This is a genomic window from Streptomyces sp. NPDC042259, from assembly GCF_055582085.1.
This window is the reverse complement of sequence record NZ_JBVJDW010000004.1, coordinates 516,397-528,913: the sequence shown is the minus strand read 5'-3', so window position 1 is coordinate 528,913 and position 12,517 is coordinate 516,397. Positions and strand designations below refer to the sequence as shown.

The window sequence follows — 12,517 nt, the reverse complement described above, 5'->3', positions numbered from 1 at the left end:
CAGCAGCACGGCACGATCAGAGCACGGCATGTGACACCTGGTCACAGACGACAGTCGCAGGAAGGGCGGAGCCGTGAGCGGTGACGACGAGCGGGACTACGACGGTTACGCCCGGTTAGGGCTGGACCGCAGCGGACAGGCCGAGGCCTTCGACAACATCGGCATCCGCTATGACGAGGCCTTCCCGCACAAGGAGGGCCAGCTCGAGGCCGGTGACTGGCTGGGGTCCGAGCTGCCGCCCGGCTCCCGGGTCCTCGACCTCGGCTGTGGTACGGGGCTGCCGACCGCCCGCCGGCTCGCCGACGCCGGCCACCACGTCGTGGGCGTCGACCTCTCGCCCGGCATGCTCAAGCTCGCCCGCGACAACGTCCCCGGCGCCGAATTTTATCTGGCCGATCTGGCCGAGCTGCGCGACGGGCGGCTCGGCACCTTCGACGGCATCGCCGCCTTCTTCACCCTGCTGATGCTGCCGCGCCCCGAAATCCCGCACGCGCTGCGGATGCTGTACGGAATGCTGAGGCCCGGGGGGCTGCTGGCGCTCTCGATGGTGGAAGCGGACGTGGACGACTTCGCGATTCCGTTCCTGGGCAACACGATCCGGGTATCCGGATACCTGCGGGACGAATTGCGTCAGGTCGTGCGCGAGGCGGGTTTCGAGATCACCGGGGAGAGCTCGCCGGCGTACGCCCCCGCGAGTACGGACGTCCCACCCGAGATCCAGCTCTTCCTCAATCTGCGACGCGCCTGATCCACGGTGCGCCCCCTGCGATTGGGCGTACGGCCCCGACGGATGGAACCCCACACGTGACGGAGCACCCCACCTCCCCCGGAAGACAGCGGACCGCGCAGGCCCGCCAGTCGGCCGTCCCCGCCCCGGAACCGGACCGCGCCCGGGCGGTCGCGGACGAGCCGGAGGGAACCCGCCGCGCGGAGTCCCCCGTGCCCGTCCGGCTGCCCGGCCACGAGGGCCCCGAGCCGGCTCTGCCGCGCCCGGCGCGCGAGCCCGGCGCAGCGGCACTGTCCCCGCGCGCCAGAGCGCGTGGTGAGGCGCACCCCGAGCCGGGTGCGCCCCGCCCGGCCGTCCCCCGCTCCGGCGGGCCGGAGGCGGCCCGTGGGAGCGCCGCACAGGGCGGCGGCGACCGGGGCACGGCCGTGCCCGGCAGCACCGGCCCGGCGGGCCCCGGCGGTGCCGACGGCTCCGAGGGCCCGGGCAGCCCCGCCGGCCCCGGCAGCCCGGCGTCCGGTGGCGCGGACGGGGACGGGGGCGCCGGCAGAGGCCTCGCCGGGACCACCGGCGGGGAGCGGCTGCGGTTCGTGGGCGCCGCCACCCGGCGGATCGCCCGCGGCATCGACCTGGACGAGATCGTGCTGGGGCTGTGCCGGGCGACCGTGCCGACCTTCGCGGACGCCATCCTGGTCTATCTGCGCGATCCGCTGCCGGTCGGCGACGAGCGGCCCGTGGGCCCCGTCGTGCTCCGGCTGCGCCGCACCGACCAGCTGCCCGAGCACGTGCGCGGCCTGGACGACCCGGACGCCCCGCAGGACCGGGCCGAGCCCGTCCCCGACCTCGCGGGCGGCGCGGCCGAGCGCTGCGAGGTGCGGATAGGCGGGCCGCTCGCGGAGGTGCTGCGAGGGGTCAGGCCCGTATTCGGCGACTCCTCCGCCGCCCGGGCGGCGCTCCCCGAACTGCTGGGCGACGAGCAGAACGTCCCCGACCGGCAGCGTACGATCCTCGCGCCGCTGCGCGGCCGCCGCCGGGTGATCGGCGCGGCGGTGTTCATACGCCGGACGGACCGGCCCGCGTTCGAAAGCGACGACCTCCTCGTCGCGGCCCAGCTGGCGACCCACACCGCCCTCGGTGTGGACAAGGCCGTGCTCTACGGCCGTGAGGTCTACATCGCGGACGAGCTCCAGCGCACGATGCTTCCCGACTCCCTCCCCCAGCCGACCGGGGTCCGGCTCGCCAGCCGCTATCTCCCGGCGGCCGAGACCGCCCGCGTCGGCGGGGACTGGTACGACGCGATCCCCCTCCCCGGCAACCGGGTGGCGCTCGTCGTCGGTGACGTCATGGGGCACTCCATGACCTCCGCGGCGATCATGGGCCAGTTGCGCACCACCGCGCAGACGCTCGCCGGGCTGGACCTGCCCCCGGCCGAGGTGCTGCACCACCTCGACGAGCAGGCGCAGCGCCTGGGCAGCGACCGCATGGCCACCTGCCTGTACGCGGTGTACGACCCGGTCGCCCACCGCATCGTGATCGCCAACGCCGGTCATCCCCCGCCCATCCTGCTGCACCGCGGCGGCCGGGCCGAGGTGCTGCGCGTCCCGCCGGGCGCGCCGATCGGCGTGGGCGGGGTGGACTTCGAGGCCGTGGAGCTGGACGCGCCCGCCGGGGCGACGCTGCTGCTGTACACGGACGGTCTGGTGGAGTCCCGGATCCGGGACGTGTGGACGGGCATAGAGCAGCTGCGCGAGCGGCTGATCGACACGGCCCGGCTGACCGGCCCGAACCCGCCGCCGCTGGAGCCGTTGTGCGACGAGGTCCTCGGCATGCTGGGTCCCGGCGACCGCGACGACGACATCGCGCTGCTCGCGGCCCGCTTCGAGGGCATCGCACCGAGCGACGTGGCGTACTGGTTCCTCGACCCGCGCCCGCAGACGGCCGGGCAGGCGCGCCGGCTGGCGCGGCGGGCGCTGGCCCGCTGGGGGCTGGAGGAGCTGACCGACAGCGTGGAGTTGCTGGTCAGCGAGGTGGTCACCAATGCCGTGCGGTACGCGGAGCGGCCGGTGACCCTGCGGCTGCTGCGCACGGACGTGCTGCGCTGCGAGGTCGGCGACGACGTGCCGCAGCTGCCGCGGCTGCGGCAGGCCCGGCCCTCGGACGAGGGCGGCCGGGGGCTATACCTGGTGAACAAGCTGGCCCGCCGGTGGGGGGCCACCCGGCTGAGCACGGGCAAGGTGGTGTGGTTCGAGCTGGCGCTGCCGGGACACGCCCGCTGAGCCGGCGTCAAGGACGGCCCGTTGCCGGGCGGGTGTAAATCTGGACAGTGTCCAGAGTGCTGTTGCCGACAGGTCGTCGGCGGGGTTGACTGCTGGATTGGGAGGGCGGAAGAGCGCCCTCACCGTCCCGCCTTCCCCCGCGATGGGAGACGTCCCGTGACCGACTCCGCGCACCAGGTTCCGTACACCACCAACAACGCCGGTATACCGGTGGAGAGCGACGAGCACTCGCTGACCGTCGGCCCGGACGGTCCCATCCTCCTCCAGGACCATTACCTGATCGAGAAGATGGCCCAGTTCAACCGCGAGCGGGTGCCCGAGCGGGTGGTGCACGCCAAGGGCGGCGGCGCCTACGGCTTCTTCGAAGTCACCAACGACGTGAGCCAGTTCACGAAGGCCGATCTGTTCCAGCCCGGCAAGCGGTGCGAGATGCTGGCCCGCTTCTCGACCGTGGCGGGCGAGCTGGGCAGCCCCGACACCTGGCGGGACCCGCGCGGTTTCGCGCTGAAGTTCTACACCGAGCACGGCAACTACGACCTGGTCGGCAACAACACCCCCGTCTTCTTCGTCCGTGACCCGCAGAAGTTCCAGGACTTCATCCGCAGTCAGAAGCGCCATCCGCGGACGGGGCTGCGCAGCAACGACATGCAGTGGGACTTCTGGACGCTGTCGCCGGAGTCCGCGCACATGGTCACCTGGCTGATGGGTGACCGCGGTATCCCGAAGACCTGGCGGCACATGAACGGCTACGGCTCGCACACCTACCTGTGGGTGAACGCGGGCGGTGCGAAGTTCTGGGTCAAGTACCACTTCAAGACCGACCAGGGCATCGACTTCCTCACCCAGGCCGAGGCGGACGAGCTGGCGGGCTCGGACGCCGACAAACACCGCCGCGATCTGTTCGAGGCCATCGAAGGGGGCAACGCCCCCTCCTGGACGATGCACGTCCAGGTCATGCCCTTCGAGGACGCGCCGGACTACCGGTTCAACCCCTTCGACCTGACCAAGGTGTGGCCGCACGGCGACTACCCGCTGATCGAGGTCGGCCGGATGACGCTCGACAAGAACCCCGAGGACCACTTCGTCCACATCGAGCAGGCCGCCTTCGAGCCCTCCAACCTCGTTCCCGGCATCGGCCCCTCCCCGGACAAGATGCTGCTCGGCAGGCTCTTCTCCTACCCCGACACCCACCGCTACCGCATCGGCCCGAACTACGCCCAGCTGCCGCCCAACCGGCCGCACTCGCCGGTCCGCTCGTACGCGAAGGACGGCCCGATGCGGTACGAGCCGGCCCGTACGGGTGCGGTGTACGCCCCCAACTCCTACGGCGGCCCGGCCGCCGACACGGTGCGCTTCGGCGAGCCGGCGGGCTGGGAGACGGCGGGCGAGATGGTGCGCGAGGCCTACCGGCTGCGTCGTGACGACGACGACTGGGGCCAGCCGGGCACGATGGTCCGCCAGGTCCTCGACGACGCCGAGCGCGCCCGTCTGGTCTCCAACGTCTCCGGGCATCTGCGCCAGGGCGTGAGCGGACCCGTACTGGAGCGCGCGCTGCGGTACTGGCGGCACATCGACAAGAACATCGGCGACCGGATCGCCACCGAGGTCAACGGCGGCTGACCCCGGCGGCGGCCCACCGGAAAACACCACCGGCCGCCGGCCTCGTGAAGAGGCCGGCGGCCGGTGGCGCGTGCTGCCGCGGAGGACCGGATCAGGGCCGCAGGATGCCGTCCGTCTCCGTGCCGCCGTTGGGCCGGGTACCGCCGCCGCCGGTGGGCGACGACGTCGCGGACGACGACGTCGGCTTCGGCGTGGTGGGGGTGGGCCTCGGCGTGGTCGGCGTCGGCTTCCCCGTCGGACCGCCGGTCTTCGTCGGGTTCGGCGTGGGCTTACCGGTGGCGCCGCCCGACTTCGTCGCCGTCGGGGTCGGCGTCGCGCCCTTGGTGGGCGTCGCCGCGGGCGCCGTGGCCGGCGCCTGGACCGACCCGGCGCTGATGTCGGTGTCCAGGTCGAACTCGTCGTCGCCCGCGCCACCGAGCGCGGCCGCCGTGTAGGCGGACCAGATCTGGGCGGGGTACTTGCCACCGTTGACCCGGCCGCCGCCACCGGTGCCCTGCAGGGTCACCTGCTTACCGCCGGGGCCCTCACCGAAGAGGCCGACGGTGGTGACGAGGCTGGGGGTGTAGCCCGCGAACCAGGCCGACTTGTTGTCGTCGGAGGTGCCGGTCTTGCCCGCCACCGGGTAGTTGGCACTGGCCACCACGGACGCCGTGCCGTCGTTGACCACGCCCCGCAGGACCCGGGTGACGCCGTCGGCGGTGTTGCGGGAGACGGCCTGGTCACCGATCGCGCCGTCACGCTTGAGTTCCACGCCGTTCTGGGACGCGGACTTCAGAATGGTCGGGGTGACCTTCTTGCCGTGGTTGTCCAAGGTGGCGTAGACCGCGGCCATGTCGAGCGGGCTCGCGCCCATGGAGCCCAGCGACATCGCGGGGGCTTCCACGAAGCCGGGCTGCTTGCCGTTCATGCCCAGCTCGACGGCCGTCTTCTTGACCTTGTCGAGCTTCACGTCCACGGCCATCTGCGCGAACACGGAGTTGACCGAGTCGTTCATCGCCTTCTGCACGGTGACGGCCTTCTCGGAGTAACCGTCCTCGTTCTCCGGGGCGAAGTGCACATCGCTGCCCACGACCGGCCGCTCGCTGGTGCCGTCGTAGATCGTGCTGGGCGTGATCGGCTCGTTGTCCTGCGTCCTGGACTCGTTCTGCAACGCGGAGGCGAGGATGATCGGCTTGAAGGTGGACGCCGGCTGGAAGTCCTCGCGGGTGGCGTTGTTGGTGTAGTGCTTGAGGTAGTCCGGGCCGCCGTACAGCGCCTGGATACGGCCGTTCTTCGGGTCCACCGACACCGCGCCGACCTGGACGTTCTTGTCGACCTCACGGGACTTGGGGTCCAGCTCGTCGAGCAGCTGCTCCTTGACCGCCTGCTCCAGCGCCCGCTGCTTCTTCGGGTCGATGCTGAGCGTGACGGTCCAGCCGCCGGCGGCGAAGTCGCTCTCCTTGCGGCCCTGCTTCTCCAGGGTTTTGATGACCTCGCGCTTGGCCGCGTCGATGAAGTAGCCGTTCTGGCCCGACAGACCCGGGGCCGCCTTCGGCGCCTTCGGGTCGCGGAACGTCATGCCCTGCCGCTTGCCCTTGTCCAGCCAGTCCATCTCGACCATCTTGTCGAGGACGTACCCCCAGCGCCGCTTGGCGTTCTGCTTGCCGGCCTCGGTGGCCGCCGGCCCGAAGTCGTACTGGCTCGGGGCCTGGAGCAGCGCGGCGAGGTAGGCGCCCTCCTCGGTGGTGAGGCTGCCGACGTCCTTCTGGTAGTACGCACGGGACGCGGCCTGGATGCCGTAGGCGCCGCGCCCGTAGTAGCTGGTGTTCAGGTACCCCTCGAGGATCTTCTCCTTGGGGGTTTCCTTCTGCACCTTCAGCGAGATGATCAGTTCCTTGACCTTGCGGGTCACGGTCTGCCGCTGGTCGAGGTAGTAGTTCTTGACGTACTGCTGGGTGATGGTCGAACCACCCTGCTTGCCCCGGCCCATGACGGTGTTGAAGATGCCTCGGGCGGTGCCCTTCACATCCACACCGGGGTCGGTCCAGAAGTTCTTGTTCTCGGCGGCGACGACGGCGTGCTGCACGTTCTCGGGGATCTTCGCGAGCGGGACTTCCTCGCGGTTGACCTCGCCGATGCGGGCCAGCACCTTGCCGTTGCTGTCCTTGTAGACGTTGCTCTGCAACTTGGCCGCGCCGTTGCCGTCCTTGGGGACGTCGACATAGAAGTAGAGCGCCAGGAAGGCACCCATCCCCAGCCCGATGACCGCCACGAAGTAGGCAAGCAGCATCTTCCATGTGAAGAACCGGCGTATGCCGGTCTTCTTGGGCTTCTTGCCCTTTGCATTGCGGGTGCTGTCCTGCGCCCGTCGCGCTTCCGCTCGGCCCATCTCTCCCGTAGCTCCAGTCTGTCCGCCCCCAACCCAGCTCACGAAGCTAACACCGCAACTGGCACCAAACGCCCATCGATCAAGGCTTCGACACACGTGACATACAGCACCCCGGAAGGCGGGAACCCGGGTACGGCGTAGTGCGGGAAACCGTACAGGGCGCTAAAGTGATATCACTTTGCTAGACAGCGTTAGCCGCGCGTCGGGCCGGTCACGGCCGTGCGCGCGCCATCAGATACGGGGGACCCGCCCATGACCGGCACCACCGGCACCACCGGCACCACAGAGACCGCCCCACCCGAGGCGGTGCCCATCGTGACCAAGCAGATCGTGCGGGAGACCCCGGCGCGTGACATCGGCGGCGGGCTGGCCCTGCTGCTCGGTCTGCTGGGGCTGCTCGTCGGCGCGGGCGCCGTGGCCGTCGGCGTCGCCTTCGGCAAGGACGACAAGCCCGGCCTGTGCGCCGCGTTCGTCGCGGCCGGCATCCTCATCGGCCTCGGTTCGATCATCGCGATGTGCGGACTGAACACGATCTCCCCCGGTGAGACGCGCGTCGTCCAGCTCTTCGGCCGCTACCGGGGCACGATCCGCAACGAGGGCCTGCGCTGGGTCAACCCCTTCACCAGCCGCGAGAAGGTCTCCATCCGGGTGCGCAACCACGAGACGGCCGTACTGAAGGTCAACGACGCCTACGGCAACCCCATCGAGCTGGCGGCCGTGGTCGTGTGGCGCGTCGAGGACACCGCGCAGGCCACGTTCGCGGTGGAGGACTTCCAGGAGTTCGTCGCCACCCAGACCGAGGCGGCGGTGCGGCACATCGCCATCGAGTACCCCTATGACGCGCACGAGGAGGGCGGCCTCTCGCTCCGCGGGAACGCCGAGGAGATCACCGACATGCTCGCGGTGGAGCTGCACGCCCGCGTCGAGGCCGCCGGTGTGCACATCATCGAGTCGCGCTTCACGCATCTCGCCTACGCTCCGGAGATCGCCTCCGCGATGCTCCAGCGTCAGCAGGCGGGCGCGGTCGTCGCCGCCCGCAAGCTGATCGTGGAAGGCGCCGTCGGCATGGTCGAGCAGGCTCTGGAGCGCATCAGCGAGCAGGGCATCGTGGAATTGGACGAGGAGCGGAAGGCGGCCATGGTGAGCAACCTGATGGTGGTGCTGTGCGGCGACCGGGCCGCCCAGCCCGTCCTCAACACCGGCACCCTCTACCAGTGACGGACGAGCGACCACCGAAGGACCGGCCGCGGCAGCGCAAACAGGTGCTGCTGCGGCTGGACCCCTTGGTCCACGACGCGCTGGCGCGCTGGGCGGGCGAGGAACTGCGCAGCGCCAACGCGCAGATCGAGTTCCTGCTGCGCAAGGCACTCGGTGACGCCGGGCGGCTGCCGCGGGACACCGGCGCGATGCCGCGTCGGGGGCGGCCGCCCAAGTCCGCCCCTCCGCCGGACCGGTAGGCCGCGGCCGGCGCCCTGCGGGCGCGTCCTCAATCGCCGGACGGGCTGGTTTTGGGCGGGCTCAGCCACCCCGAGCCCGTCCGGCGATTGAGGACACCGCCGCGCAGCGGTGGTGCGGGCGGGCGGGCGGACGGGCGGGCGTCAGTCCGCGATCCGTACCGGCAACCCCCGCAGAGCGACCCGCAGGGCGGCCGCGAATTCCTCGAACTCACCTTGCCGCGCCGCGCCGGCGCGCATGGCCAGGGCGATGCGCCGGGAGGGCGCGGGGTCGGCGAAGTAGCCGGTGGAGAGCTGGTCGTTGCGCCCGGTCTCCACGCGCAGGGCCGTACGCGGCAGCAGGGTGACCCCGAGGCCGCCGCCCACCAGCTGCACCAGGGTGGACAGACCGGCGGCGCTGGTCGTGACCGGGGCCCCGTCCGTGCGGCCCGCCTCGCGGCAGATGTCGAGGGCCTGGTCGCGCAGGCAGTGCCCCTCGTCCAGCAGCAGCAGCTCCAGCTCGCGCAGCGCGGCCCGCGGGATGTCACCGCGCCCGGCCAGCCAGTGGTCACTGGGAGTGACGAGCACGAAGTCCTCGTCGAAGAGCGGGATCTCGGTGACGCCGGGCGCGCCCAGCGGCACGGCGAGCAGCAGCAGGTCCAGCCGCCCTTGGGTGAGCCCGTCCAGCAGCGAGGAGGTCTGTTCCTCGTGCACCTGTAGATCGAGGTCGGGATAGGACCGGTGGACCAGGCGCAGGACGGTGGGGAGCAGATAGGGCGCCACGGTCGGGATGACGCCGAGCCGGAGCACACCCGTGAAGGGCGCGCGGGCCGCGTCGGCCTCTTCCATGAAGGCGCCGACGGCGTCCAGGACGGTACGGGCGCGTGCCGCGAGCCGCTCCCCCGCGGGACTGAGCAGCACCTTTCTCGTCGTACGCTCGAGGAGTTGCACTCCGAGCGCCTCCTCCAGCGCCGCGACGGCGCCCGAGAGGGCGGGCTGGCTCATGCCGATGGCGGTCGCCGCGTCACGGAAGTGGAGGTGTTCCGCCACGGCGGCGAAGGCCCGCAGCTGGGCCAGGCTGGGCTGGCGGGGACGCGCCTGCGGGACCTTCGCGGGCCCCCTGGCGGGGCCGGTCCCGGTGCCTCGCGACGGGCCTCGGCCGCCGCCGGACGGCTGGGATATGGGCTTCACTGATAGCCACCTCCGATCAACACCACTCAGTCTAGCTATTTCCGCTATCAATGCCTCCTGTGGCAATGTGGACGTTGTCCAACCCCCACAGGAGATCCCGACCGGGATCTCCCGTTGCAAGGAGAGCGCGTGCTCACTGTCGGTGACAAGTTCCCCGAGTTCGACCTGACCGCCTGTGTGGACCTCGACGCGGACAAGGCCTTCGCGCAGATCGACCACAAGACCTACGAGGGCAAGTGGAAGGTCGTCTTCTTCTGGCCGAAGGACTTCACCTTCGTCTGCCCGACCGAGATCGCGGCGTTCGGCAAGCTGAACGACGAGTTCGCGGACCGCGACGCCCAGATCCTCGGCGTCTCCGGCGACTCCGAGTTCGTTCACCACGCCTGGCGCAAGGACCACGCCGACCTGCGTGACCTGCCCTTCCCGATGCTGGCCGACGCCAAGCACGACCTCATGCGCGCGTGCGGCGTCGAGGGCGAGGACGGCTACGCCCAGCGCGCCGTCTTCATCGTGGACCCGAACAACGAGATCCAGTTCACCATGGTGACCGCCGGTTCCGTCGGCCGTAACCCCAAGGAGGTCCTCCGGGTCCTCGACGCCCTGCAGACGGACGAGCTGTGCCCCTGCAACTGGAGCAAGGGCGAGACCACCCTTGACCCGGTCGCGCTGCTCGCGGGCGAGTGATCTGACATGGCCCTCGACGAGCTGAAGTCCGCGATACCGGACTTCGCCAAGGACCTGAAGCTGAACCTCGGCTCGGTCATCGGCAACTCCGACCTCCCGCAGCAGCAGCTGTGGGGCACCGTGCTCGCCTGCGCGATCGCCTCGCGTTCGCCGCGCGTGCTCAAGGAGCTGGAGCCGGAGGCCAAGGCCAACCTCTCCCCGGAGGCGTACACCGCCGCCAAGTCCGCCGCCGCCATCATGGCGATGAACAACGTCTACTACCGGACCCGGCACCTGCTGTCGGACCCCGAGTATGGCAACCTGCGCGCGGGCCTGCGGATGAACGTCATCGGCAACCCGGGCGTGGAGAAGGTCGACTTCGAGCTGTGGTCCCTGGCCGTCTCGGCCATCAACGGCTGCGGCATGTGCCTCGACTCCCACGAGCAGGTGCTCCGCAAGGCCGGTGTGGACCGCGAGACGATCCAGGAAGCCTTCAAGATCGCCGCCGTCCTCCAGGCCGTCGGCGCGACCCTCGACTCCGAGGCCGTGCTGAACGGCTGAGGCCGTCCGCCGCACCGCATCACGAAACCGCCCGCCGACCTTTCGAGGTCGGCGGGCGGTTTCGTCGTGTGCGGCGGGGGCGGGCGGCGGGCCGGGGCGGTCAGCCCCGGTCCTGCTCCGGCGGGTCCGCGCTCACGGCCGGGACGGTCTGCCCGGGCTCCCCCGGCGAGGGCTCCCCGGCGGCGGCGGTCCGCAGCGCGTTCTCCCGGGCGTACGCGCGGAGGTATCCCACGACGGTATTGGTGACCGCCACCAGCGGGACGGCGACCACCGCACCGCCGATGCCCGCCATCAGCGAGCCCGCGGCCACCGAGAGGACCACCGCGAGCGGGTGGACGCGCACGGCGCGGCCCAGGATGAAGGGCTGCAGGACGTGCCCCTCGATCTGCTGCACCGCCAGCACGACCGCGAGCACCATCGTCGCGGTGAACATGTCGCGCGTCACCAGCGCCACGACGACCGCGAGGGCGCCGGAGACGACGGCACCGACGAGCGGGATGAAGGCGAAGAGGAAGATGAACACGGCCAGCGGCACCGCCATCGGCACATCGAGGAAGAACAGCCCGATGCCGATGAAGATCGCGTCGATCAGGGCCACTATCACCGTGCCGCGCACATAGGCGGTCAGCGTCGCCCACGCGCGCGGGCCCGCGCCCGCGACACCGTCGCGGGCCGCCGCCGGGAACAGCTTCAGCAGCCAGCCCCAGATCTTGGGGCCGTCGTAGAGCAGGAACAGCGTCGAGAACATCGCCAGCAGGATGCCGGTGAGCACCTCGATGATGACCGTGACGCCCTCGATGCCGGCCGAGGTGATGTCCTTGGTGTTGGTGCCGATCGCCTTGCTGAGATTGTCGGCGATGTTGTTGATCTGGTCCTCGGTGACATGGAACGGGCTGTTCAGCAGCCAGTGCTTCAGCTCGGTGATGCCGTGCTGCACGTTCTCGGTCAGATCGTCGAGGTTCTCCGTCACCTGCCACACCACGAACCAGCAGACCAGGCCCATGATGACGAAGCCCGAGATGAAGGTCATCGCCGTGGCGAGGCCGTGCGGCACCCCGCAGCGCCGCAGCAGCGCGACGGAGGGCTGGAGCAGCGCCGTGATGAGCAGGGCCGCGACGAAGGCCAGCACCACCAGCTGCACCGCGCTGATCATCCGCATCAGCACCCACAGCGAGGCGGCGAGGAGCAGCAGCCGCCAGGCCACCTCGGCCGCGACCCGTACGCCCCAGGGGACGGCGGCCACCGGGTCCGGGCGGGGCGCGACGGAGGGCGCGTAGCCGGGCGGCGGCGGCACGTGCTCGTGCTCGGAGACGGCCACGCCGGCGGAGGCCCGCCCGGCAGCCGCCTTCGTCACGCCGGACGATTCGGACCAACCCGACGAACCTGATGAACCGCGCGCGTCGGAGGAGTCGCTCGTATCCGCCCGAGTCGGCGCATACGCCTCCCCCGGCGCGGCCGTGGCCCCCGGTGTCTGCGCTGTGCGTTCGTCGAGCCGCTGGGCGAACCGTGTCAGGCCCGCCCCCAAGCCGCCGACCCACTGTGGCAATTTGGACATTTCTCTTCCTCTACCCCACTCCCCCGTGGTCATCGTGACGACGTTACCTGTGCCCGCCTCCGCCGCACGCGCGGCCTGTCGTCAAAGCGGCTGTCGTCATGAGGCCCGTGGCCGGGCAGGACGCAC

The 12,517-nt window shown here is 71.0% G+C and carries 10 protein-coding genes; 7 read left to right on the top strand and 3 right to left on the bottom strand.

Annotation, left to right across the window (positions count from 1 at the left end):
• Positions 1 to 73 precede the first annotated feature (73 nt).
• From ACZ6MA_RS14590 to ACZ6MA_RS14580, 3 genes are all read left to right on the top strand, one after another.
• On the top strand, positions 74 to 748 hold the full coding sequence (locus ACZ6MA_RS14590) for a class I SAM-dependent DNA methyltransferase (protein ID WP_469433789.1): 675 nt from the start codon (positions 74 to 76) through the stop codon (positions 746 to 748).
• A gap of 56 nt (positions 749 to 804) precedes the next feature.
• Positions 805 to 3,000, top strand: a complete 2,196-nt coding sequence (locus ACZ6MA_RS14585; protein WP_469433788.1) for a SpoIIE family protein phosphatase — start codon at positions 805 to 807, stop codon at positions 2,998 to 3,000.
• A gap of 156 nt (positions 3,001 to 3,156) precedes the next feature.
• On the top strand, positions 3,157 to 4,620 hold the full coding sequence (locus tag ACZ6MA_RS14580) for a catalase (protein WP_469433786.1): 1,464 nt from the start codon (positions 3,157 to 3,159) through the stop codon (positions 4,618 to 4,620).
• A 91-nt stretch (positions 4,621 to 4,711) separates the two neighbouring features.
• On the opposite strand, the gene ACZ6MA_RS14575 is transcribed toward ACZ6MA_RS14580, so the two are convergent.
• Positions 4,712 to 6,988, bottom strand: coding sequence for a transglycosylase domain-containing protein (locus ACZ6MA_RS14575; protein ID WP_469433785.1), 2,277 nt, complete (start codon positions 6,986 to 6,988; stop codon positions 4,712 to 4,714).
• A gap of 252 nt (positions 6,989 to 7,240) precedes the next feature.
• On the opposite strand from ACZ6MA_RS14575, the gene ACZ6MA_RS14570 reads away from it, so the two are divergent.
• A complete protein-coding gene (locus tag ACZ6MA_RS14570) occupies positions 7,241 to 8,206 on the top strand; it encodes an SPFH domain-containing protein (protein WP_469433784.1) in 966 nt (321 codons plus the stop codon).
• Positions 8,203 to 8,445, top strand: coding sequence for a type II toxin-antitoxin system antitoxin (locus ACZ6MA_RS14565; RefSeq protein WP_469433782.1), 243 nt, complete (start codon positions 8,203 to 8,205; stop codon positions 8,443 to 8,445). The genes ACZ6MA_RS14570 and ACZ6MA_RS14565 overlap by 4 nt, the downstream gene beginning before the upstream one ends.
• A 141-nt stretch (positions 8,446 to 8,586) precedes the next feature.
• Here ACZ6MA_RS14565 and ACZ6MA_RS14560 read toward each other — a convergent pair whose 3' ends face one another.
• On the bottom strand, positions 8,587 to 9,498 hold the full coding sequence (locus tag ACZ6MA_RS14560; protein WP_469434119.1) for a LysR substrate-binding domain-containing protein: 912 nt from the start codon (positions 9,496 to 9,498) through the stop codon (positions 8,587 to 8,589).
• A gap of 243 nt (positions 9,499 to 9,741) precedes the next feature.
• On the opposite strand from ACZ6MA_RS14560, the gene ACZ6MA_RS14555 reads away from it, so the two are divergent.
• On the top strand, positions 9,742 to 10,296 hold the full coding sequence (locus ACZ6MA_RS14555; protein ID WP_469433780.1) for a peroxiredoxin: 555 nt from the start codon (positions 9,742 to 9,744) through the stop codon (positions 10,294 to 10,296).
• A 6-nt stretch (positions 10,297 to 10,302) separates the two neighbouring features.
• Positions 10,303 to 10,836: an alkyl hydroperoxide reductase gene (locus ACZ6MA_RS14550; protein ID WP_184733101.1), complete on the top strand. Its 534-nt coding sequence runs from the start codon at positions 10,303 to 10,305 to the stop codon at positions 10,834 to 10,836.
• A 100-nt stretch (positions 10,837 to 10,936) separates the two neighbouring features.
• Here the strand turns inward: ACZ6MA_RS14550 and ACZ6MA_RS14545 are convergent, their stop codons facing one another.
• Positions 10,937 to 12,391, bottom strand: a complete 1,455-nt coding sequence (locus ACZ6MA_RS14545; protein ID WP_469433778.1) for an AI-2E family transporter — start codon at positions 12,389 to 12,391, stop codon at positions 10,937 to 10,939.
• Between the last annotated feature and the right edge of the window lie 126 nt (positions 12,392 to 12,517).